Annotated in this window: 17 protein-coding genes, 2 tRNA genes and 1 pseudogene; 8 read left to right on the top strand and 12 right to left on the bottom strand. The window is 67.1% G+C overall.

Annotated features, from left to right (window positions below; all coding sequences use genetic code 11):
* The first annotated feature begins 154 nt into the window (after positions 1-154).
* Together D106_RS0102880 and D106_RS0102875 are read left to right on the top strand one after the other, a co-directional pair.
* A complete protein-coding gene (locus D106_RS0102880) occupies positions 155-1,108 on the top strand; it encodes an ABC transporter substrate-binding protein (RefSeq protein ID WP_018879138.1) in 954 nt (317 codons plus the stop codon).
* Positions 1,092-3,053, top strand: coding sequence for a SpoIIE family protein phosphatase (locus D106_RS0102875; RefSeq protein WP_018879137.1), 1,962 nt, complete (start codon positions 1,092-1,094; stop codon positions 3,051-3,053). The genes D106_RS0102880 and D106_RS0102875 overlap by 17 nt, the downstream gene beginning before the upstream one ends.
* A gap of 29 nt (positions 3,054-3,082) precedes the next feature.
* On the opposite strand, the gene D106_RS0102870 is transcribed toward D106_RS0102875, so the two are convergent.
* The 7 genes and pseudogenes from D106_RS0102870 to D106_RS0102840 all read right to left on the bottom strand — a co-directional run bounded on the left by D106_RS0102870 (position 3,083) and on the right by D106_RS0102840 (position 7,697).
* Positions 3,083-3,424 (bottom strand): STAS domain-containing protein, encoded by a 342-nt coding sequence (locus D106_RS0102870; protein ID WP_018140487.1) that lies wholly within the window; start codon positions 3,422-3,424, stop codon positions 3,083-3,085.
* 32 nt (positions 3,425-3,456) lie between these two features.
* Positions 3,457-3,864, bottom strand: coding sequence for an ATP-binding protein (locus D106_RS0102865; RefSeq protein WP_018879136.1), 408 nt, complete (start codon positions 3,862-3,864; stop codon positions 3,457-3,459).
* A 124-nt stretch (positions 3,865-3,988) separates the two neighbouring features.
* Positions 3,989-4,303: pseudogene (locus D106_RS15220) on the bottom strand (IS481 family transposase); the annotation flags it as partial.
* A gap of 523 nt (positions 4,304-4,826) precedes the next feature.
* Positions 4,827-4,903 (bottom strand) — tRNA-Arg (locus D106_RS0102855).
* 116 nt (positions 4,904-5,019) lie between these two features.
* Positions 5,020-5,937 (bottom strand): HPP family protein, encoded by a 918-nt coding sequence (locus D106_RS0102850; RefSeq protein ID WP_018877424.1) that lies wholly within the window; start codon positions 5,935-5,937, stop codon positions 5,020-5,022.
* 101 nt (positions 5,938-6,038) lie between these two features.
* Entirely contained in the window at positions 6,039-6,851 is an 813-nt protein-coding gene (locus tag D106_RS0102845; RefSeq protein WP_018879134.1) for an OmpA family protein, read from the bottom strand.
* 3 nt (positions 6,852-6,854) lie between these two features.
* Entirely contained in the window at positions 6,855-7,697 is an 843-nt protein-coding gene (locus D106_RS0102840; RefSeq protein ID WP_018879133.1) for a motility protein A, read from the bottom strand.
* A gap of 133 nt (positions 7,698-7,830) precedes the next feature.
* Between D106_RS0102840 and D106_RS0102835 the strand changes: the two genes are divergently transcribed.
* From D106_RS0102835 to D106_RS0102820, 4 genes are all read left to right on the top strand, one after another.
* Positions 7,831-8,421: a LemA family protein gene (locus tag D106_RS0102835; RefSeq protein ID WP_018875505.1), complete on the top strand. Its 591-nt coding sequence runs from the start codon at positions 7,831-7,833 to the stop codon at positions 8,419-8,421.
* 13 nt (positions 8,422-8,434) lie between these two features.
* Positions 8,435-10,402: a M48 family metallopeptidase gene (locus D106_RS0102830; protein ID WP_018879132.1), complete on the top strand. Its 1,968-nt coding sequence runs from the start codon at positions 8,435-8,437 to the stop codon at positions 10,400-10,402.
* Positions 10,403-10,458: 56 nt separating this feature from the next.
* Positions 10,459-10,545 (top strand) — tRNA-Leu (locus tag D106_RS0102825).
* Between the two features lie 332 nt (positions 10,546-10,877).
* Positions 10,878-13,040 carry a diguanylate cyclase gene (locus D106_RS0102820; RefSeq protein ID WP_018879131.1) on the top strand — a complete coding sequence of 721 codons (2,163 nt, stop codon included), beginning with the start codon at positions 10,878-10,880 and terminating at the stop codon, positions 13,038-13,040.
* Here the strand turns inward: D106_RS0102820 and mnmD are convergent.
* The 4 genes from mnmD to D106_RS0102800 all read right to left on the bottom strand — a co-directional run bounded on the left by mnmD (position 13,010) and on the right by D106_RS0102800 (position 18,304).
* Positions 13,010-14,815, bottom strand: a complete 1,806-nt coding sequence (mnmD, locus tag D106_RS0102815) for a tRNA (5-methylaminomethyl-2-thiouridine)(34)-methyltransferase MnmD (RefSeq protein WP_018879130.1) — start codon at positions 14,813-14,815, stop codon at positions 13,010-13,012. The two genes, D106_RS0102820 and mnmD, sit on opposite strands and share 31 nt — an antisense overlap.
* 124 nt (positions 14,816-14,939) lie before the next feature.
* Entirely contained in the window at positions 14,940-16,448 is a 1,509-nt protein-coding gene (locus tag D106_RS0102810; RefSeq protein ID WP_018879129.1) for a peptidoglycan DD-metalloendopeptidase family protein, read from the bottom strand.
* 99 nt (positions 16,449-16,547) lie between these two features.
* Entirely contained in the window at positions 16,548-17,330 is a 783-nt protein-coding gene (locus D106_RS0102805; RefSeq protein WP_018879128.1) for an ABC transporter permease, read from the bottom strand.
* Positions 17,327-18,304 carry an ABC transporter ATP-binding protein gene (locus D106_RS0102800; RefSeq protein WP_018879127.1) on the bottom strand — a complete coding sequence of 326 codons (978 nt, stop codon included), beginning with the start codon at positions 18,302-18,304 and terminating at the stop codon, positions 17,327-17,329. The genes D106_RS0102805 and D106_RS0102800 overlap by 4 nt, the downstream gene beginning before the upstream one ends.
* 118 nt (positions 18,305-18,422) lie before the next feature.
* On the opposite strand from D106_RS0102800, the gene D106_RS0102795 reads away from it, so the two are divergent.
* Positions 18,423-19,808, top strand: a complete 1,386-nt coding sequence (locus D106_RS0102795) for a M17 family metallopeptidase (RefSeq protein ID WP_018879126.1) — start codon at positions 18,423-18,425, stop codon at positions 19,806-19,808.
* Positions 19,809-19,864: 56 nt separating this feature from the next.
* Here the strand turns inward: D106_RS0102795 and D106_RS0102790 are convergent, their stop codons facing one another.
* Positions 19,865-21,292: a Glu/Leu/Phe/Val dehydrogenase gene (locus tag D106_RS0102790; protein WP_026280546.1), complete on the bottom strand. Its 1,428-nt coding sequence runs from the start codon at positions 21,290-21,292 to the stop codon at positions 19,865-19,867.
* A 56-nt stretch (positions 21,293-21,348) separates the two neighbouring features.
* On the opposite strand from D106_RS0102790, the gene dusA reads away from it, so the two are divergent.
* Positions 21,349-22,338, top strand: coding sequence for a tRNA dihydrouridine(20/20a) synthase DusA (gene dusA / locus D106_RS0102785; RefSeq protein WP_018879124.1), 990 nt, complete (start codon positions 21,349-21,351; stop codon positions 22,336-22,338).
* Positions 22,339-22,344 lie beyond the last annotated feature (6 nt).

The raw sequence follows: 22,344 nt of genomic DNA, 5'->3' as shown, positions 1-22,344 counted from the left end.
CTGCACCCGTCTCCGGATGCGCGAGGCCGGCCTGACCGGTATGCTGTCCGCCGTTTTCATCCATCCTCCCGGTGGTCTTTAGCCGATGCCGAGTTCGTCCATGCGACTTCCATCACCGGGTCTTCCCTGGAACCCGACCCGTTGGGTCCGCCGCTTGCTGGCCCTGAGCCTGGTCCTGGCGGCGGGCTCGGCATTCGCGGAACCCTTGCGTGTACAGCCGCACTGGGTCCCGCAGTCGCAGTTTGCCGGTTTTTATGTCGCCGCCGACCAGGGCTGGTACCGCGATGCCGGTTTGGACGTGGACATCCTTCCACATGGCCCGGACTATCCGGCATCCGAGGCGCTGGCTCGCGGCGAGGCCGATATCGCCCTGTTGTATCTGGTGCAGGCGCTGGAGCTTCGCGACGCGGGTGTGGAGGTCGTCAACGTAGCACAACTGCTGCACGACTCGTCGCTGGTGATCGTGTCCTTGGCCGATCGCGACATCCTCGCGCCCGAGGATCTCGATGGACGCCGTGTGGCCCGCTGGCAGAGCTTTCGCATGCAACCCGAAGCGCTGTTTCGCGCCTACGGCGTGGAGCCGGAGGTTATCGATCAGGGATCGGGTGTAAATGCCCTTCGCTCGGGTGCGGTCGATGCGGCCATGGCCACTCGGTTCAACGAAATGGTGGAGCTCTATCTATCGGGGTTCGAGCCGGAGGAGCTTTCCACGATCGGGCTGGAGGAACACGGCACTGGCCTGGCCGAGGACGGGATTTATGTTCTCGAATCCACGCTCGAGGAGCGCCCCGAAGCCGTGAAGGCCTTCGTGGCTGCGTCGCTACGCGGTTGGCAGCACGCCTTCGAGCATCCGGAGCAGGCGGTGGATGCGGTTATGGAGCGGGTCCAGCAGCACGGTGAGCCCACGAACCGCGCCCACCAGAGCTTAATGCTCAAGGTGCTTCGCGCGCTTTACTTCGACTCGGACGGCCGCCTGCCGGCCCCGGTACTCGACCCCAATGACTATCTAATGGCCCACAACTTGATGAATAACCTGGTCAGCCTCGAGCGTGCACCTGCCGACTACGACACCTTCCACCGCCCGGTGATTGATGCACGCCCCGAGTAAGAGCCTGGCGGTACGTCTGGCGCTGGTCACCGTGGTGACGGTGGCGACCATCTTCTTCACGACGTCGGGGCTGCTGTACTACATGGTCCGCGACATCATGCTGGACCATGCGGAGCACCAGGCCCGCGAGCTGACCCGCGCCACGGCCGGGCGCATCGAGGCCTCACTCAACGAAGTCGCGGGCTCGGGGCGGACCCTGGCCGCCTCGTTGACTCAGGGCGGGCATGACCCCGAGGCCGTGCGGCCTCTATTGGAGTCGATTACGACCCATACGGCGGCCGCCCAGGGTGCCGCGATCACCTGGGAGCCGGAAGCGGCAATCCCCGGACAGCGATACCACGGGCCCTTCGTGTATGAGGGAACCGATGGGGAATTGGAGTACATGAACCTCGGTGGGGACGACTTCGACTATTTCACCCGCGACTGGTATCAGATCCCCGCGCTCACCGGCGAAGCATTCTGGGCGGATCCGTTTGCATCGGCGGCCGATCCCGATCGCCTGATCACCACCTTCTCCACGCCCTTTTTGATGGCCAATGGCGTGGCGGACGGCACGGAGGAACTCGGGGGAATCGTGACCCTCGACGTCGAGTTGCGACGTCTGACCGAGACCGTCGATGCGGTTGAGGTGCTGGACAGTGGCTTCGGCTTTTTATTGAGCGGGCAGACGCGCTTTATCTCCTGGCCGAACAGCGACTGGATTATGCGCGAGAGCCTGTTCAGTCTGGCCGAGACGCTGGATGAACCGGAACTGCGCGAACTCGGGCGCATGCTGCAGCGTGAGGAGGAGGGGTTCAGCCGGTTGCCGGAGGCGCTGCTGGACGAACCTGCGCGGCTCTACCACGTCCGCCTCCCGGATCCTGATTGGGTGGTGGGGGTGGTCATCCCGGAGCGGGAACTGTTCGGCGATGTGCTGCGGGTGATGCACCTGGTGCTGATCATCGGAAGTGTCGGGTTCCTGATCCTTCTGGGGGCCATTATCGCGATCTCCCGGGGTATCACGCGCCCCCTGAAGGGGCTGGTTACCAGTGCCGGCGAGATCGCCCGGGGCAATCTCGATCAGCCGATGCCCCCCATTCGCTCTCAGGACGAGATTGGTGAACTCGCTCGATCCTTCAATGATATGCGCCTGTCCCTGAAGGACTACATCAACGACCTGACCGCAACCACAGCGGCCAAGGAGCGGATCGAGTCCGAACTGAAGATCGCCCGCAATATTCAGATGAGCTTTCTGCCGCGGCGGCTGGAGCTCTCTCGGATGCAGGCGGATGTCGATCTGCATGCGGATCTGCTCCCGGCACGACAGGTTGGGGGCGATCTCTATGACTTCTTTACGATGCAGGGCGACCGCCGCTTGTTCTTTGCCGTAGGTGACGTCTCCGATAAGGGCGTCCCGGCCGCACTGTTCATGGCCGTCACCAAGACCCTGGTCAAGGGCATTGCGGAACAGGAGCCCGATCCCGGGCGCATCCTCGAACGGGTCAACAACGAGCTGTGCCTGAACAACGACAGCGGGATGTTCGTGACCTATCTGTGCGGGATTCTCGACCTGGACAGCGGGGAGCTGGTGATGGCGAATGCGGGCCACAACCCGCCGTTGATCCGGCGGGTGGATGGCACCGCAGAGTGGTTGAAGCTGGCACCTGGACTGGTACTCGGGGCGATGGAAGATATGCCGTACGCGACGGAGCATCTGCATCTGGCGCCGGGCGAAGAGCTGCTGCTGTACACCGACGGCGTGACCGAGGCGGCGAATCCAGCGCAGGACCTGTTCGGCGAGGACCGCCTGATCCGCCTGTACGGCGAGCTCAAGGGCCGAGCGGTTGGGGAGCAGACTGCGGCCGTCATGAAGGCGGTAGAAGCGTTTGCCGGCGAGGCCGATCAGGCGGACGACGTCACCGTGCTGGCACTGCACTTTGTCGGGCCGGCGGGCGGACGCACCTGAGGCCCGGACACTGGAATCGGTACCGGGCTTCAGTCCTCACCGCGGGCGCGTGCCACGGCCACCGCCCGATCATCGCAGACGTCCAGGATCGACAGGAAGCCGCTGATCTCGAAGACCTCCCGGATCGGCTCATGAATCTCGCACAGCACCAGCTGACCATTCAGCTGCCGAACCTTCTTCGCCGCCATGAGCATGACCCGCAGCCCGGCACTGGAGATATATTCCAGGTCGGCAAACCGGATCACCAGGGTGGGCGAATCGTCCAGAAGGGCGAGCAGTTCCGCCTCGAAAGCCGGCGACGTATTACTGTCCAGGCGCCCCTCGGGGCTCACCACGCATACGCCGTCCACCGTCTCTTTATTCAATTCCATTACGTAATCGGGCCTTGTTGTTCAGTTCGTGGTCACTTGCGCTTGAGACGTCGCAGTCGAAGGCGATTCACTCCGTCGGCACTGTCGTACTGAATGTCGTCCATGAGCGTTCGGATGAAATGCAGCCCCAAGCCTCCGATCGCGCGGTCCTCGACGCCTCCCTCCAGGGAAACCCCCGGTGCGTCCTCCAGCGGATGAAAGGAGTGGCCGTCATCAGTCACCACGACCGTCAGGCCTTCGGTGTCCGCCTCGAGTTCCACACCAATCCGGTGCTCGCCGCCGTCATCGAAGGCGTAGGACACGAGATTGGTAATCCATTCATCGAGCGCGAGATTCACGGTGTTGGCTTCCATGCCGGCGCGCTCGCAGAACGCCTCGACTTCACCCGCGAGTCGAGGGATCTCCGTCAGTTCGTTACCAATATCGAGACTGCACCGCACGCCGTCACTGGCCTCCGCTCGCTCGCATTCGTACCCAAAAGATCGCCGGAGCCCGCGTAGCCTTCTCGGACGCGGCGCGTACCTTTACAGACGCAGGGTATAACACTCGGGTCGCCGACACATGCGCCAGCGCCGCCCGGCTCAGCTCCGGGTCCAGGAACTCGCGCGCCACGATCGGCAGATCATCCAGCGACAACATGGTTGCTTCCCGAACCTGGCCCACCATCGCTTCCTGCTCGGGTGTCGGGCGCGTGGGCAGCCGTTGTCGGCGATGCGAGCGGTCTTCCACGCCCCCGGCGGTAGCGCCACTTGCGTACGGTCATGCGGGTAATGCCCTAACGCCGGGCCAGCTCGCGATCGCTCACGCCCGGCGCCGCTTCCTGCAGCTCCCGCCGGATCCGGGGGTAGTGCGCGCGTTCGGATGGATCGTGCTCACCATGCTATCCCTCCTTCCTGGGGGCGTCGCCCACGGTGCTCAGCCACTCCCGACCACGAAATAGAGGCGCTTTCTCGTGCGGTCACAACCACCCGTTTACCTAGGGAAACACTGATTAATGTGCACGCTCGCGCTCGAGTCGCTTTTGCGTGCGAACAAGGCGCGGTGACTGCCGTGCAGTCATTCTGCACAAGGGAACCGCAACGCCGTGCGCGCCCAAAAGCGGCCGAGCCCCTGCTTTCAATGATTTGTGGGGTTGGCACCCCAGGTTCCCCGATCCTGCGTTGCGGCCCTTGCCGGTAGAACCACTACCGGCTACGCACCGCGCCTTGTCTCGGAAAACCTGGGGTACCAACGCGAGCGGGCACATTAATCAGTGTTTCCCTAGCACGAATGGGAAGTTGGAGGATTGTAGCGGATCGGTCCTGCCGCGCTCATACCACAATGATGAGTCCAGATCATGCAAATTTCTGCGGATTGGCCCAATGGGGTGGGTTCAATAAGTATAGGAAATAGCGGGAAAAAGTGGTGTCCCCGGCAGGATTCGAACCTGCGACCTGCCCCTTAGGAGGGGGCTGCTCTGTCCAGCTGAGCTACGGAGACCTGGCAACCTGTCGGACTGGGCTTCGCGATCCCGCCACGCTCGTGACGATCACCCTAACCCGACTTACGCCTGGCGCGAGAGTATAAGCGCCGGGTAGGTAGAGGCCCAAACGCACTTACTCGTCCGGGCCGTATTCCGGCTCCAGCCGGTGATGGGCCCAGGCGAGGAAGTCGTCCAGATTGGCGCGGTCTTCACCCGGGGCCTCGGGGCCCGCCAGGTGGCGGTAGATCACCTGCGCCCCGTCGCGCCGGAGCACGCGGCGAACCGCCCAGTCGGCGTCTGTTCCGCCGTTGCTGAAGCAGGCCCCGGGCTGGATGGCCTCTGGGGTGATCGGGTCGGGGTGCTGGTGATGGCGGCGGGCCAGCAGGTACAGGCGTGCCAGATCGTCCTCGGTCAGATCCAGATACAGGTTCATCTCGCGCATGGCGTGCTCGAGATCCTCGCGGCCGAGACCGGCCCGCTCCAGGGCCGCCAGCGGGCTTTGTTCCGGGCTTTCGGGGGACGGGGTCAGGCTCGCGGGATAGCGGCGCCAGGGGAACGGGTAGTTGATGATGACGGCCACCATCAGCATGACCCCGACACTGGTCAGCACAGGGTGCAGCAGGAACCACGGTCCCAGGGCCGTGACCGAGTCGCCGCCCACGACCGCATAGAGCGCCGTGGCGCCGCCAGGGGGATGCAGGCAGCGCAGGTAGTGCATCAGCCAGATGGCGAGGCCCACGGCGACGGCGGCGGCCAGCAGGGGGTGGGGCAGCAGGTCGCGTACAAGTATCCCTACGATGGCGGCAACGCCATGGCCACCGAGCACGTTCCAGGGTTGCGAGAGGGCGGCATGCGGCGCGGCGAACAGCAGTACGGCGGTGGCGCCGAGGGAGGCGAGGATCAGACCGTTGATGCCGTTGTCGGTTACCGAGGCGGCGACCTCCAGTGACAGATAAAGGCCGATCATCCCTCCCATCAGGGCAATGAGCTTGTCCCAGTGATTGGTGGTGTCGAGGAAGTCGCCCAGCAGGGACCCGCGTCCGGTACGCACACCAGCCTCCTTAAAGTGCAAGTGTTGCGCATCTTCTATGGGGGTCGCGCGGGCGTCAAGTGGCCCTGGGGGCTCGCGGAATGCGGGTGGGGCGTCGGGTATCAGTTCGCTTCGGCCTCCAGGATCAGTGACACGCGACGATTCTCGGCGCGCCCACCCGGTGTCTCGTTGCCGGCCACCGGCAGCGTGTCGGCGCGCCCGACCGCGCGCAGCCGCGAGGGCTCCAGGCCCTGCGCGACCAGGTGCCGCACGACGCTGCTGGCGCGGGCCGCGGACAGTTCCCAGTTGGAGGGGAAGCGCTCGGTCGCGATGGGGACGTTGTCGGTGTGCCCCTCTACGGTGATGAGGCCCGGGTGGTCCGCCAGGATGGTCAGCAGTCCTTCCAGGAGCGTTGCGCCGTCCGAGCGCAGATCGGCCTGGGCGGTGGCGAACAGGATCTCGTCGCGGATGCGCAGTTCCAGACGGCCGGGTTGCTCGACGATATCGACCCCCTCCGGGGCCCGATCCCGCAGTTGATCGGCATCGGCGCCGGTTCGGGTTGTTTCGGCGGACGTTTCGGGAGTCGCCGGGTCCTCGGCGGTGCCGTCGTCGAGGTCGGCAAGACCGAGCAGCGTGGGGTGGGCCAGGGGCTCGACCAGCGCGCTGCGGTCGGGATGCGCCAGCGCGACGGGGCTGGCGGACACCGCGCGGGGATCGTCGTCGCGCGGGTCCATGAAGGTCAGCAGGATCACGAAGACGACGATGACCAGGGTCAGCACGTCGAGGTAGGTGAGGATCCAGGCGTGTTCGTCGTCGCGCTGGCGTTCGCCGGGGTAGGAGGCGAGAAATGCCTGTTCCGGGCGGGTCGCCGCGTGGGCGTCCATTTCGGCCTGCAGCGCGGCGCGCTCCGAGGTGGAGTAGGCGGGGCCGGGCATGGTTCAGCGACGCTCGTTCGACGGGTCCGGTTCCCGTGAGTCCGCGGCGGGTTCTTCGTCACCGTTGGTGGGGGCGGCCTGGCGGATTTCGTCGCTGTGGTTCTCCATGAACGAGCGCAGGGTCTCGCGGATGTATCCGGGCGAACGGCCCTTGCGCATGAGCATGATGCCTTCCAGCACCATGGTCATGAGGACCACGCGTTCCTCGGTCCGTCGCTCCAGCTTGATGGCGATGGGGCGAAACACCAGGTTGGCCAGGAGGATGCCGTAGAAGGTGGTGATCAGCGCGATGCCGAGGTTGACCGCGATCACGGTAAAATCGTCGCTCTCGGTCGTCAGGAGCAGGTTGATCAGCCCGATCAGGGTGCCGAGCATGCCAAAGGCCGGGGCATAGGTGGCCATGGTCCGGAACATCTGGGCGTCGGCCTGTTCGCGGGCGCGCAGGCGGGCCATGCGCCAGTTCAGCAGGTCGGAGACGTCGTCCATCGGGGTGTCGTCGATGACCAGCTGGATGCCGGTGCGCAGGAATGGGTTGCGGATCTGGTCCAGGCGGTCCTGGATGCGCTGCAGGTTCTGGGAGAACCAGTAGCGCGAGACCTGCACGATCTCCTCGAGGTCCTGGCTGGCGTCGTAGCGTTCCTCGCGGATCGCGTTGGCCCCGGCGCGGAAGACGCGCATGACCTCGTGGAAGGGGTAGCTCATCAGGGTGGCCGCGATGGTGCCGCCCACCACGATCCCCAGTCCCGGCAGGTTCAGGAAGGCGTCGAGGTCCTGGGAGGAGAACGCGATGACACTGCCGAACACCAGCAGGCTGCCGAGGATGCCGAGCAGGGTGGAGAGATTCATGCGAGGTTCCGAGGATGGCCTGGCGCAAGGATAAAGCACGGCGGCGGTTGCCGTCTGCGCCCGAGAATCCTCTCGCGGGGGACCCGTCCGCCGCGTACACTCGGCCGGGTAAACCGCAAAGGAGCTTTGCACGATGGATACGAAGTGGGTGGTGCTGGCGATTCTGGTCCTGCTGGTGGTCTGGGGGGTATGGACGTACAACCGGCTGGTCACGTCGCGCAACCGGTACAAGAACGCGTTTGCCCAGATCGATGTGCAGCTGACCCGGCGCTACGACCTGATCCCCAATCTGGTGAAGGTCGCCGAGCGCTACATGAGCCACGAGCGGGATACCCTGGAGGCGGTCATCCAGGCCCGGAATCAGGCCCAGCAGAGCCTGCAGGAGGTGGCCGGCGACCCGACCAACGCGGAGGCCGTGCGCAAGCTGTCCAGTTCGGAGCAGGGGCTGTCCGGCGCCCTCGGGCGGCTGTTTGCGCTGTCGGAGGCCTATCCGGATCTGAAGGCCAACCAGAACATGATGCAGCTGTCGGAGGAGCTCACCAGTACCGAGAACCGGGTCGCCTATGCCCGTCAGGCCTTCAATGACGCGGTCATGCAGTACAACATCCTGCGCGAGATGTTCCCGAACAGCCTGATTGCCAACAATCTGGGCTTCCGTCCGGCGCAGCTTCTGGAGATCGAGGATCCGCAGAAGCGCGAGGCGGTGCAGGTGAACTTCTCCTGATGGCCCGGGCGATATGAACTTCTTCGAGCATCAGGACCGGGCCCAGCGACGCACCCGCTGGTTGCTGTTCCTGTTCGGACTGGCGGTGCTGGCGATTGTGCTGGTGATGAACGCCATTGTGCTCGTGCTTTTCGGGCAGGCCGAGCCGGTGGCGGCGGGGGAACCCTGGCTGACCCGGGAATTTCTGGCGCGCAACGTCGAGGTGATGGTCTGGACCAGCGTGCTGACGATCGGGCTGATCGGGGTCGGCAGCCTCTATCGCACCCTGGGGCTGCGCGATGGCGGCGGGGCCGTGGCCCGCGAGCTGGGTGGCACCCGGGTGGACGGCGATACCCGCGACCCGTTGCGGCGGCGCCTGATGAATGTGGTCGAGGAGATCGCGATCGCCTCCGGCGTGCCCGTGCCGGAGGTCTATGTGCTGGAGCAGGAGGCCGGTATCAACGCGTTTGCCGCGGGGTACTCGCCGGACGACGCGGCCATTGCCGTCACGCGCGGGGCCCTGGAACAGCTGGATCGCGACGAACTGCAGGGGGTGGTGGCGCACGAGTTCGGGCATGTCCTGAACGGCGATATGCGCCTGAATATCCGCCTGATGGGGATGTTGTTCGGGATCCTGGTGATGGCGCTCATCGGGCAGCGCGTGCTGCTGGCCATGCGCCTGTCGCGCAACAACCGCAACGCCGGGGGCATTGTTGCGGCGGGTCTGGCGTTGATGGTGGTGGGCTATATCGGGCTGTTTTTCGGGCGCTGGATTCGCGCCTCGGTCTCGCGCCAGCGGGAGTACCTGGCCGATGCCTCGGCGGTGCAGTTCACGCGTCAGCCGTCCGGCATTGCCGGTGCCCTGAAGAAGATCGGGGCCGGACACACTGCGTTGCGCGCCGATACCGAGGAGGTGGGGCACATGCTGTTCGCCTCCGGCGCCCTGGGCCAGATGTTCGCGACCCATCCGCCGCTGGTGCGGCGCATCCAGGCCATCGAGCCCGGGTTCCAGCGGGAAGAACTGGAGACCATCCGCGAACAGATGGAGCGGGATGCGCAAACCCGTCGCAGGGAACAGGAGGCGCAGGCCGAGGCGGAGGCGCGCGAGCGCGAACAGCCGCGCGAGTCGGGCAATATGCTGCTGAATCCGGAACGCCTGATGGAGAACATCGGGGATCCGGGCCTGGCACAGATCCTGGGCGCCGGACTGTTGGTCGCGGCGATGCCGGGACCACTGGAGCGCGCCGCGCATTCAGATGCCTGGGCCGTGGAGGTGTTGCTCTATCTGCTGATCAGCGCCGACCCCGAGGTGCGGGATCACCAATTGCTGCGGATCGCCGCGAAGCGGGGCGGAGAGAGCGAGTCGCGTGTGCGTACCTTGCTGGACGCTGCGCCGGACCTGCGGCCGGATCTGCGGATCCCGCTGCTGGAGATGAGCTTCCCGGCCGTGCGCCATCGTCCGTCGGAGGAGCGCCAGGCGCTGGAGACGCTGATCGACGAACTGGTCCGGGCTGACGGCCGGGTGTCGGTCTTCGAATACGCCACCGGGCGGCTCCTGCGGCGTCAGCTGCGCGACCTCGATCAGCCGGCCCGCGCCCGCCCGGGTGGACGGGATCGCCTGGAACGCCACGAACGCCATGTGCGAAGTGTGCTGGCCGTGCTCGCCCATCACGGTCATCCGGAGGACTCCGAGGGGGCGCGAGAGGCGCTACGAGCGGGCCATGTCGCCCTGGGCATCGCAGATCCGGCGAAGGACGTGATGGATACGGCCCTGGGGGCCGCTGCCGACGCGGCGGCCTGGGCCGATGAGCTCGATCGCGCCCTGGAGGCGCTGGACGCACTGCGTCCGGCCGACAAGCAAAGGCTGGTCACGGCAATGCTCGCCACCATCACCCATGGCGGGCAGACGGTGATCGCCGAGGTCGAGCTCCTCCGGGCGATCGCGGCGTCCCTGCACGTGCCGTTGCCAGTCGCGGAGATGCCGGCCGCGGAAGCGGAGTAGGCCCCGCCGGGCACGGGTGCGGCATCGCCACACGCACGGTATGATGCGGCGGCTCCGGGGGCGTGGCGGAACTGGTAGACGCATCGGACTTAAAATCCGCTGGCCGCAAGGCCGTGCCGGTTCGATTCCGGCCGTCCCCACCAATTCCAGATTGTTTCGCTCGGCGGGCCCCTTGGCCTCGGTGCCGAGCGGGCAGTGGTCGCCGGGACGGCTGCCAGTCCGTCCCCGTCCGGGCGCTACCGCCTGCTCCATGCGGGGTGCCGGGTCTCCCGTGTGAGCGGGGCGTCAGCGGGGCATTTCCGGAGCCGTTTCGGTTTGCCCCCCGTTGGCGCATAGTAGAACCCTGTGCGCCCGCAAAAGACCCGGCATGAGCCCACCACCGGACACCTCGGAAGCTTCCGATGCCCAAAACGCCGCCCGTGACAGCGCTTCGTCGTCGCGGGCCCGCACCACCGAACCGTATGTGCGGGGCCCGATGGTGGCCGCGCTGTTCGCGGCGCTGCTGTTCGCCCTGCTTTTTCTGGCCATCGATCACGGCTGGAAGCAGCAGATGGCCGATCGTTATGAGCAGTCGCTCGCGACCGAGGCGAACAGCCTGCGCTCCCGCCTGGAGAGCGTGCTGAATGCGTCGGTGCACGCCACCATCGGGCTGGCGGCCTACGCCTACGTCCATCCGGAGTTGAACGAGGAGGAGTTCGCCCGCGCCGCGGAACGGCTTTACCGGGGGCAACCCGATCTGATCCGGTCGCTGACGCTGGCACGGGGCGAGGTTCTGGAGCTGGTCTACCCACGGGCCGGCAACGAGGGCGCGATTGGGCTCAACCTGGCCGAGCATCCCCAGCAGTCCGCGTCCTTCCATCGCGTGCTGGAGAGCCGCGAGACCGTGGTCGCCGGGCCCTGGCCGCTGGCCCAGGGCGGCCGCGGGCTGCTGGTGCGGGCGCCGGTCCTGACCGAAGCTGAGGACGAGGACGTGTCGGGTGCCGCCAACCCGTGGAGCCTGTCGAGCATCGCGCTCGATTTCGACACCCTGCTGCGGCAGGCCGGGTTGGTACCCGGCTCGGAGCGCCTGAAGCTGGCCCTGCGCGGCCGCGACGGGGCCGGTGCCGAGGGCGAGGTGTTCTACAACCCGCAGGCGCTCGATGTCGAATCGGCGCCATTGCAGCTCGATGTGACGTTTGCCGGGGGGCAGTGGCGGCTGCTGGCAAAGCCGGTCCCCACCCCGTCCGCCACGGCCCGCCCCGCCGCCTGGTGGGTCCTGGGCGCAGTGGGCCTGATGGCGGTCAGCGGATATACCTTCCGCATTGGGCAGGGGATGCGGCAGCGCCGCGAGGCTCTGAGCCGCTACCAGGCCCTGGTCAACCGCCTGGAGGACGCGACGCTGGTCGTGGCCGGGCGGCGCGTTCTGTGGGCCAACCCGGCCTTCGCGCGCATGACCGGGGTGTCGCCGAACCCCGGGCAGGCACTCGCCACGCTGGATGTGATCCATCCGGCGGATCGTCCGCGTCTGCCCCCCGATCTCGATTTCACCCGCGCCGCGGTGCCGGAGGAGCCCCGGGGGCGCGAGATCCGTGTGAAGGCTGCGGACGGGGATCAGCGTTTTCATCTGTTGCGCTGGGTGCCGATCGACTGGGACGGGCAGCGGGCCTGTCTGCTGAGCTTCGTCGACGTGCACGAGAATCGCATGCTGTTCAATGCCCTGAGCGAGGCGCGGGACCTCCAGGACGCCCTGTTCGAGGCCATGCCCGGCGATGCCCTGGTGATTGATGCGTCCGGGCTGGTGCGGCGGGTGTTCGGCGAGGCGCGCCATGGCCGCGACCCGCACACCACCGCCGTGGGGCATACCCTGGCCGAGTTGTTACCCCCCGAGGTGGCGGAGCGGTTCTCCGATATCGTGCAAAGGGCCCTGCGCGAGGGGGCGATGCAGGAACTCGAGTACCGTCTGCAGGCCAGTGCGTTCCATGCGGCCGAGCCGGGGGTGGCAGCGGACGAGACGCGCTGGTACGAGGCGCGGGTCCGACCGATTCACACGCCGTTCGAGGGTTCCGCGGCCGTGGTCTGGCATGCTCTGGACGTGACCGAGCGCAAGCAGCTGGAGGAGCGCATGCAGGCGCTCGCGTGGGAGGACCCGCTGACCGGCACCGCGAACCGGGCCGCGCTGGACCGCGCGTTTCCCCGTCTGGCGGCCCGGGCCGACCGCAAGGAGGGTCAGCTGGCGCTGCTTTTCATCGACCTGGATCGCTTCAAGCCGGTGAACGATCAGTATGGCCACGCGGTGGGCGACGAGCTGCTGCGGCTGCTCGCCAGGCGTTTGGCCGGCAGCCTGCGCACGGATGACCTGCTGGTTCGCCTGGGGGGGGACGAGTTCATCGTATTGAGTGCCCCGCTGCACCACGCGGAGGAGGCAACGCGGCTGGTCGAGCGGCTGCAAGAGGCCTTCCGTGAGCCCTTTGAGCTGCACCCCGGGCATATGGATACGGTGGAGGTGAGCCTGTCATGCAGCATTGGCGTCGCCTTCTACCCGGGTGACGGACAGCGGCTCGCCGATCTGATGATAGCCGCGGATCATGCGATGTACCGGGTGAAGGCGGCGGGCCGCAACGATGTGGCCTACGCCTCGTCGGAGGCTCCCGGGGCCTGACCCGCGTGTCGGGCGGGATCCAGCCGCGCGGCGGTAGTGGTCTCCAGAGGTTCGATCAGGCCCAGCCAATGGTCGGCCAGCCACTCGGCGGCCAGGGGTGCGTACAGCAGGCCGCGTGAGCCATGCGCGAGGTTGAGCTGGACGCGGCCGCGCGCGTCCATTCGGCTGGGCCCGACCAGGGGCAGGCGATCGCGGACCACCGCCCGTTCGCCGGCCCAGTGGTCCAGGACCTGGGTGGCGGGATCGTCCAGGCCGGGCACCCAGGCCAGGTGGCGAAGGTTCGCCGCGTCGTCCGTAGCCAGGAGCGTGTCGGCCTGACGGATGCCGGGGCCTTGCGTGCGCCGGTAGGTCGCGCCGATCCATGCTGTTTTGTCGGGGGACGGGATGCAGTAGCCCTGTCCGGTGGCGACGAACCCGCCCCAGTCGGGCAGGGTGGCCGCCACTCGGGTCATCTGGCCGGTGACCGTCGAGACCGCCCCGTGTTCGGGGCTCAGGGGCGCCCCCTGACCGGCGCCATTGGCCAGCACGACGGCATCGAATGACTCCCGGCCGTACTCGGTCTCCAGTTGCACTGCGTCTTGGCCGGGAGTCAGGTGGATGTGCGTGACAGCCTCTGCGCGGGGCGCCGGCAGGGTGCCGGCAAGGGCACGACAAAGAGCGGCCATATCCACCGCCAGGCCCTCGGGGTAGTACAGATGCGGGGCGTCGGTGCATCCCGGGCCCGCCGGATCAAAGAGCAGCCCGGTCGCTTCGCTGCCGGCCTTGAGCAGACGGGTCACCCGTTTCTTCCCGTGGGCGCTGATGCCGTGGAAGGCGACGCCGGAGGCCAGCTGCAATACTTCCCCCGTACGGGCCTCCAGTTCGTTGATCAGGGTCCGGGTCCTGCGCATGCCGGCCAGGGCCAGGCGGTTCAGGTCGGCATCGCGCGGGTGCAGGTTGGGCAGCAGCACGGCGGCCGGGTTGCCGGACGCACCGCCGGCGACCCCGGCGGGGTCGAACAGAGTGGTGCGGATGCCGCGACGTTCCAGCGCGTGCGCGCTGGCCAGCCCGGCCAGTCCGGCCCCGACGACGGCCACGTGGCGGGGCGCCTGCGGTGCCGGTGTCGCCGGTTCGGCGGACGGCGCGTGGAAGGCCCCGGTCAGGCGCTCGCGCTTGCATCCGTGGCCCGGGGCGCGCCGGACCGTAAATCCGACCCCCTCCAGATCGCGCCGGACCTGGCCCGCGGCGGTGTAGGTGCCGAACGTGGCGCCGGGCGCGGACAGCCGGGCGATCTGGCGAAAAACGCCGGTGTTCCACAACGCGGGATTGCTGCGCGGCGCGAAGCCGTCCAGGAACCAGGCATCGATCCGGCCGCGCACGCCCGCGAGCATTGGCGCGGCGTCGCCCAGGCCCAGGGTCAGGGTGGCGCGCGCACCGGGGAATTCGATCCGGTGCAGTCCCGGCACCGGGGGCGGGTACTGCGCGCGCAGGGCGCGGCTGTCGGCATCGTCGAGCCCGAGGTGTTGGTGCAGGGTGGCGAGGTCCTCCGGCGAAAGGGGGTGTGCCTCCAGGCTGAGCAGTGAGAGGAAGGCATCCGACGGGGCGTGCCGGCGCCATTGCTCCAGCGCCAGCAGCAGGTTCAGCCCGGTCCCGAAGCCGGTTTCGCCGATCGCGAAGTGGCGGCAGCCGGAGAACCGCTCCGGCAGGCTGTTGGCCTCGAGGAAGACCTCTTGCGCTTCTGCGCGCGGCTGGCGCGATCCAAAATAGCCGTCGCCGTAGTCGACAGCAAAGGGCATGCCGTCGCGCCAGTCAAGACGCGCCCAGTCGAGCAGGGGAGACAAGGGAGAGGAGGCCACCACGCAATCAGGACCCCGGCGATGAACGCGAGGCGCCCACCGCCGGGACCCTCGGATCAATCCCTCAACGGGTCAGCTCTTCGAACGAGGTGAAGGCGACCTGCTGGTTGCGCACCCCGTTGTCCAGCTGGGCCAGCAGTGTCTGGCTGATGGACTTGAAGCGGTCGAGTTCGTCGCCTTCCAGGGCATCGCTCTCCGGGAGCTCCACGCGCATCGGGTTCTGCGGCCGGTTGTTCACGTGGATCTCGTAATGCAGGTGGGGCCCGGTGCTGCGGCCGGTGTTGCCGGACAGGGCGATACGGTCACCGCGCTCCACGGTCTGCCCGGGGCGTACCAGCTGTCGCTGCAGATGCAGGTAGCGCGTGGAGTATCCCTGGCCGTGCTCGATGACGATGAAACGCCCGGCGTAGGGGTGATTCTCCACGCGGGTCACGCGGCCGTCGGCCGGCGCGAGGATGGGTGTGCCCACGGGCATGGCGAAGTCCGTACCGTGGTGGGGGGCCACGCGGCCGGTGACCGGATGGCGGCGGCGGGGGTTGAAACTGGAACTGATGCGGTAATTGCCTGCAAACGGGCGGCGGTCGAACGGCGGCAGCAGGCTCTCGCCCTCGGGCGTGTAGAACCGGCCGTTGACGTTGCGGGCGGCGCGGATCTCGATGCGTTCGCCTTCATAGTCGAAGGCGAGCAGGCGGAGGTTGTGCGGGGTGTCGTCGCCGACCAGCGTCTCCTGTTCCACCAGCAGGGTGAACTGGTCACCGGTACGGGCATGGGTACGCACGGGCAGGTAGCGGTCGAGCAGTACGGCCAGGGCGTTGGCCGCCCCCGGGGAGATATCCGCGCGTTCGCTCAGCGCGGACGCGATGTTCCCGTCGATCTCGGCGCTGATGATCAGGTGGCTGACCTCGCGGCCATTCTCGACCTCGCCGCGTTCGAAGTCCCAGCCCTCGGCCTCGCGGATCCACTCGTGCCCGCTGGCGCGGGAGGTCCAAAGGCGCATGCGGGTCAGATAGCCCTCGTCGTCGACCTGCCATTCGATCTCCTGGCCGGGACGCACACGGTTCAGGATGGAGGCGTTCTCGTCGTCATCCAGCAGGCGGTAGAGCGTCGCGAGGGGGAGATCCCATTCGCGTTCCCAGAGTCCGGTCAGGCGCTCGCCATCCTTCAGCGTATGGCTGTGCCATTCGTCCTCGGCCGCGTCCGCCTCGGCGGCGGTATCGCCCTCACCGTCGAGGTCGAAGGTTTCGTAGGAGGTGGGCGCCTCCGCGTCCGGGTCGATGGGGTCGTCGTGGTAGCCGCTGCTCGGGTCGTCCAGTATGTCGGTGGCAAACGCGACGGTCTGCGCGCCCGCATCGAACGACGCCGACGGTGCCGGGCTGATCGACGCGCCTCCGGCCGGGTGGTCCGGGCGTGCGAGGGACAGCTTGGCGACGGGGAGCGGGTTGCCGGCACCGATCTGGAGCGGCTGGGAGGTCTCGGCGGGCTGGGAGGCGAGCAGGAGGCTGGTACCCACCAGGATGGCGAGTCCGGCGGTGCCCGCCAGAAAGAAATGCGATGTCTTTCTGTTGTAACCCATATGGCCCTTGCCCCGGAGAGTTTCCGCTTTATACCACGTTTTTTCGGGCAATAAACACCGTCGGAAGCCGCTTTCCGGCGGTTTCGCCGGGGCTGGGCGTCAGGATCGGATACCGACGCCGCGATTGAGCAGGATCAGTGCCACGGAGTAAAGGACGGCGATGAAGCCCGCGATGATGGCGAAGGACATGGCCACGGGGAAGTCGCTGTGGCCGAGACTGCCGTAGCGGAAGGCGTCCACCATGTACAGGATGGGGTTGAGCATCGACACGCCCTGCCAGAACTCCGGCAGCAGGCTGATCGAGTAGAACACCCCGCCCAGGTACGTCAGCGGCGTGAGCACGAAGGTCGGGACGATCGCGATATCGTCGAAGGTACGGGCGAAGACACCATTGATCAGCCCGGCAAGGGCGAACAGGATCGACGTCATCAAAACGATAACCAGCATGACCGGGGCGTTGTGCACGCTGAGCGGACTGAAGAACAGCGACACCAGCAGGACGGCCACACCCACCGCCAGGCCGCGGGCCACGCCGCCGAAGACGAAGCCGAGGATGATCACGCTGTTGGGGATCGGCGAGACCAGCAACTCCTCGATATGGCGCTGGAACTTGGAACCGAAGAAGGACGAAACCACATTGGAATAGCTGTTGGTGATCACGGCCAGCATGATCAGGCCGGGCACGATGAAGTCCATGTAGCGATAGCCTTCCATGTCGCCGATGCGCTCGCCGATCAGGCCACCGAAGATGATGAAGTACAGGGCCGTGGTGATCACCGGCGGCAGCACCGTCTGCACCCAGATGCGGGCGAAGCGCAGCACCTCCTTGGTGACGATGGTGCGGAAGGCGGTCCAGTAGTGACGCAGGTGGGTACTACTCATGCCTGGTTCTCCGGCTGCTCGCTGGCGCCGCTGGCACCCGGCGTGAGGTGACTGGGGCTCTGGCCGTTGCGGGTCATGCGGATGAACAGTTCCTCCAGGCGGTTGGCCTTGTTGCGCATGCTCTGAACGCGGATCCCGGCCCGGTCCAGGACCCGGAACAGGTCATTCAGGTGCTGGCCGCGGCGGATGTCGGCCTCCAGCGTGAGCTCGTCGACCTGGCGCAGGGCCACCGGCGCATCCTCGGGGAGGCCCGGGGGCGGTTCGCTGAGATCCAGGACCATGGTCTCCGTCTCGAGCTTGGCGAGGAGCTGCTTCATCGTGGTGTTCTCGATGATGCCGCCGTCATCGATGATCGCGATGTTGCGGCAGAGCGTCTCCGCCTCCTCGAGATAGTGCGTGGTCAGGATGATGCTGCGTCCGTCGGTGTTGATACGGGTCAGGAAGTCCCACATGGAGCGGCGCAGTTCGATGTCGACGCCGGCGGTGGGTTCGTCCAGGATCAGCAGCCGCGGTTCATGGACCAGGGCGCGCGCAATCATCAGCCGGCGCTTCATGCCCCCGGACAGCGTACGCGCCATGTCCTTGCGCTTTTCCCACAGGCCCAGCTCGTTCAGGTAGTGCTCGCAGCGCTCCCAGGCCTCGCGCCGGGGGATGCCGTAGTAGCCCGCCTGGTTGACGACGATCTCGCCGATCGGCTCGAAGTTGTTGAAGTTGAACTCCTGCGGGACCAGCCCGATGGAGCGCTTGACCGCCTGCAGGTCGGTGTCCAGGTCGTGGCCGAAGACCTTGACCGTGCCCGCGGTCTTGTTGATCAGCGAGGTGATGATCCCGATGGTGGTGGACTTGCCGGCCCCGTTGGGGCCCAGCAGGGCAAAGAAGCTGCCGGGCGCCACCTCGAGGTCGATCCCCTTGAGGGCCTCGAATCCGTTCTTGTAGGTCTTCTTGAGCCCGCGAATCTCCAGCGCTGGCGTCATCGTCACATCCTGTAGGGCCCCGGCACACGGAACCGCGCACTGGCTGAGTGGGTACGATCCCGGGGGATCGACAAGATGCGTATTATGGCCGTTTTGGATCGATTTCGAGGAAAGCCGCGTGGATTCTGTCTTTGTTGCGTCGTCCGAAACCGCTGTCCCGCTGATCCCGGTCAGCCGCGAGTCACTCCCGGTCCGCCTGGAGGCCGCGCGGGAGAGCTGGCGCAAGTGGGTCGAGGCCTCCGGCTTCGAGGCGGAGCCGGGCGCGATCCTGCGTATTCCCGACGCGGACGGCGGGCTGGCGGCAGTTCTGGCCGGGTTCGACGCCGAGACGCCGATCTGGATGCTGGCCGCGGCGGCGGAGACACTGGGCAGCGGCGACTATCGTCTGGAGACGGACTTTCTCAACGCCGACGTCCAGAACCTCGCCGCCATCGGCTGGGGCCTGGGGCGCTACCGCTTTGACCGCTACCGCGAACCGCAGGAACGCACGCCACGGCTGGTCTGGCCGGAAGACGCCGACCCGGCCCGGGTTCAGGCCTTTGTCGAATCGATCGGCCTGACCCGCGACCTGATCAACACCCCCGCCGCCGACATGATGCCGGCCAACCTGGCCCTGCAGGCCCGGGATCTGGCCGAGGCCTTCGGTTGCAGCCTGCATGTCGTGAGTGACAGCGACAAGCTGGAACAGGACTTCCCCTGCATCCACGCGGTGGGTGCGGCCAGTGACCACGGCGCGCGGGTGATTGAGTTGACCTGGGGGCCGCCGGATGCCCCGTCGCTGGTGCTGGTGGGCAAGGGCGTGTGCTTCGATTCGGGCGGGCTGAACCTGAAGCCCGGGAATTCCATGCGTCAGATGAAAAAGGACATGGGCGGGGCGGCCATCGCGCTGGGTCTGGCCCGCCTGATCATGGCGCAGGCGTTGCCTGTGCGCCTGACCGTGCTGATCGGCGCGGTCGAGAATGCCATTGGTGCCGGGGCGTTCCGCCCGGGCGATGTCCTGACCGCGCGCAACGGCAAGCGCATCGAGATCGACAACACCGATGCCGAGGGGCGGCTGGTGCTGGCCGACCTGCTGGATCGGGCGGGATCGTTCCACCCCGACCTGCTGGTGGATTTCGCCACGCTGACCGGTGCCGCGCGCGTGGCCGTGGGGACCGAGATCAGCGCCTGTTTCACCGAGGACGAAGGCTGGGCCCGGGCGCTGGTCGAGCCGGCTCGGGAATGGGACGATCCGGTGTGCCAGTTGCCCCTGCATACCCCGTATCGCTACATGCTGGACAGCGCCGTGGCCGACATCGTGAACAGTTCCAGCAGCGGTTACGCCGGTGCGATCACTGCGGGGCTGTTCCTGAAGGAATTCGTCCCCGAGGACACGACCTGGCTGCACTTCGACATCATGGCCTTCAACGATCGGGCTCGGCCGGGCCGGCCCAAGGGCGGCGAGGCGATGGGCCTGCGCGCCCTGTTCTCGGCGCTGGAGTCGCGGTACGGGCCGGCGGGTTAGGGGCATGGGCAGGGGAGGGAATTCCCCGGATCCCCTGCGTTCGCGGAGCGTGTGGGTCAGATGAGCTTGAGGTCGCTGCGGGCGCGGATGATCTTGCGCAGGGCGATCAGATAGGCGGCGGTGCGGTAGTCGAGTACCTCGCCGTTGCTTTCCACCTCGCGGACCTCGTGCATCTCGCGGAACGCCTCGCGCATGGTGTCCTCGAGGCCGGAACGAACCAGATCGATCTCCTCGGCACCGCGAACCACCGCGTCGCGAATCCATTCCGGGATGCTCTCGTTGGTCATCATCTCGATGGCCGTCACGATGTGCTGGCCCTGGGACTGGTCGTAGCGCCGCTCCAGGCGCCCGAAGCGCATGTGCGACAGGTTGCGCACCCATTCGAAGTAGGACACGACGACACCCCCGGCATTGACGTAGACGTCCGGCAGGATCGTGATCCCGCGGGCCCGCAGTGCCTGGTCGGCCTCCCAGGTGCAGGGCCCGTTGGCGGCCTCGGCGATCAGCCGGGCCTGGATGCGGTCGGCGTTGCCGCGATGGATCGCGCCTTCCAGCGCCGCCGGGATCAGGATGTCGCATTCGCGCTCCATGATGCGGTTGCCGTCGCGCTCGAACTCGACGCCGGCAAAGCCCTCCATGGTGCCGCTGCGGCGGACGTAGTCGTGCAGCGCCTCGACGTCGATACCGTCTTCGGAGTACACGCCGCCATCGCTCTTGATGACGCCGACGATCTTCGCGTGATCGTCCTGCTGCAGGAAGCGCGCGGCATAGTAGCCGACGTTGCCGAAGCCCTGAATGATGATGCGCTGTTCGCCCAGGCCACCCTCGAACCCGGCCTCGCGGGCGGCGGAGCCCTCGCGAAAGAACGCCTGTAGCGCGTACTGCACACCGCGTCCGGTGGCCTCGAGACGCCCGACGATGCCCCCCAGTTCGACGGGTTTTCCGGTTACCGAGGCGGCATGATCGAGATCTTCCGGATGCCGTTCGCGGTAGGTCTCCATGATCCAGGCCATCTCGCGCTGGGAGGTCCCCACATCGGGGGCCGGCACGTTTTGCGCGGGGCTGATGTAGTCACGCTGGATCAGTTCGTGGGCGAAGCGTCGGGTGATGCGCTCCATCTCCCACTCGTCGTATTTCTGCGGATCGATCCGAAGCCCGCCCTTGGAACCCCCGAAGGGGATGTCCACGATGGCGTATTTGTAGGTCATCAGGGCAGCCAGGGCCTCGGCGTGCTGCTGATCCATGGTCGGGGAGAAGCGCAGACCGCCCTTGGATGGCAGGCGATGCGCGGAGTGTACCGCGCGCCAGCCCTTGAACACCTCGATGCGGTCGCGAAAGCGGATCGGAAAGCTGACCTGAATCACCGAGTCGCAGGACTTCAGGGCCTCGCGCGCCCCCTCGGGGAGTTCGAGGTAGGCCATGGCCCGGTCGACCATGTGTGAGACACTATCAAGAAAGGTTTCAGGGACTTCGCTTTCCGACATGACGGCAATCCTTTATGGCTTTGCGAGGCGGCCTGCGCGGCACGGGGGCTTCGCGGATGGGTGACGCGGGCCACTTTCCCGACCCGCGGTTCTCGGTCGCACCGATGATGGACTGGACGGACACCTGGTGTCGCCGGTTCCATCGGCTGCTGACCCGACGGGCATTGTTGTATACCGAGATGGTGCATGCCAACGCGGTGATCCATGGCGATCGCGACCGCCTGCTTGGCTTTGCCGCGGAGGAACACCCGATCGCGCTGCAGCTGGGCGGGTCGGACCCGGCCACGCTGGCGCAGGCGGCACGCATCGCCGCTGCGCGCGGTTTCGATGAGGTTAACCTGAATGTGGGTTGTCCCTCCGACCGCGTCCAGTCCGGGGCGTTCGGCGCCTGCCTGATGGCGGATCCGGGGCTGGTGGCCGACTGTGTGGCGGCGATGCGCGACGCGGTGGAGGTCCCGGTAACCGTCAAGCACCGGATCGGCATCGACGACCAGGACTCCGAGGCCGATCTGCATGCCTTCGTGGAGCAGGTCGCCGCGGCCGGCTGCCGGGTGTTCGTGGTGCACGCGCGCAAGGCCTGGCTGCAGGGCTTGAGCCCCAAGGACAACCGCGATGTCCCGCCGCTGGACTATGCCCGGGTGTACCGCCTGAAGGCGGAGTTTCCCCAGCTGACCATCGTGTTGAACGGCGGGCTCGACGATGTATCGGGTGCCCGGGCCCATCTGGAGCAGGTGGATGGCGTGATGTTCGGACGCAAGGCCTACCACGAGCCCTGGAGCCTGTCCGTGGTGGACCGGCTGTATTTCGGTGCGGACCAGGATCCGACACGCGAGGGGGTGCTGGAGGGGCTCCTGGAGCTGGCCGAGGGGATGCGGCGAGACGGCGTGCCGCTGGCACGCCTGACCCGGCACATTCTGGGGCTGTTCCACGGGGAGCCCGGGGCCCGGCAGTGGCGGCGCGTCCTGACCGAGGGGGCCCATCAGCCCGGCGCCGGCCCGGAGCTGATCGAGCGCGCCGCCCGGGCTTGTCTGCCCCGGGCGGCCTGACGCCTC

It is taken from the genome of Thioalkalivibrio sp. ALE9 (assembly GCF_000377445.1).
Lineage (GTDB): Bacteria > Pseudomonadota > Gammaproteobacteria > Ectothiorhodospirales > Ectothiorhodospiraceae > Thioalkalivibrio.
Note: the sequence above shows the minus strand (reverse complement) of the source record. Positions and strands in the feature narration are given on the sequence as shown.

Bases quoted from the DNA above. Each gene is read 5' to 3' on its own strand.
- dusA (WP_018879124.1), top strand. From the start codon at position 21,349: ATGGGTGACGCGGGCCACTTTCCCGACCCGCGGTTCTCGGTCGCACCG.
- D106_RS0102810 (WP_018879129.1), bottom strand. From the start codon at position 16,448: ATGGGTTACAACAGAAAGACATCGCATTTCTTTCTGGCGGGCACCGCC.
- D106_RS0102870 (WP_018140487.1), bottom strand. From the start codon at position 3,424: ATGGAATTGAATAAAGAGACGGTGGACGGCGTATGCGTGGTGAGCCCC.
- D106_RS0102805 (WP_018879128.1), bottom strand. From the start codon at position 17,330: ATGAGTAGTACCCACCTGCGTCACTACTGGACCGCCTTCCGCACCATC.
- D106_RS0102800 (WP_018879127.1), bottom strand. From the start codon at position 18,304: ATGACGCCAGCGCTGGAGATTCGCGGGCTCAAGAAGACCTACAAGAAC.
- D106_RS0102840 (WP_018879133.1), bottom strand. From the start codon at position 7,697: ATGAATCTCTCCACCCTGCTCGGCATCCTCGGCAGCCTGCTGGTGTTC.
- D106_RS0102830 (WP_018879132.1), top strand. From the start codon at position 8,435: ATGAACTTCTTCGAGCATCAGGACCGGGCCCAGCGACGCACCCGCTGG.
- D106_RS0102845 (WP_018879134.1), bottom strand. From the start codon at position 6,851: ATGCCCGGCCCCGCCTACTCCACCTCGGAGCGCGCCGCGCTGCAGGCC.
- D106_RS0102790 (WP_026280546.1), bottom strand. From the start codon at position 21,292: ATGTCGGAAAGCGAAGTCCCTGAAACCTTTCTTGATAGTGTCTCACAC.
- D106_RS0102820 (WP_018879131.1), top strand. From the start codon at position 10,878: ATGGTGGCCGCGCTGTTCGCGGCGCTGCTGTTCGCCCTGCTTTTTCTG.
- mnmD (WP_018879130.1), bottom strand. From the start codon at position 14,815: ATGCCCTTTGCTGTCGACTACGGCGACGGCTATTTTGGATCGCGCCAG.
- D106_RS0102875 (WP_018879137.1), top strand. From the start codon at position 1,092: ATGCACGCCCCGAGTAAGAGCCTGGCGGTACGTCTGGCGCTGGTCACC.
- D106_RS0102835 (WP_018875505.1), top strand. From the start codon at position 7,831: ATGGATACGAAGTGGGTGGTGCTGGCGATTCTGGTCCTGCTGGTGGTC.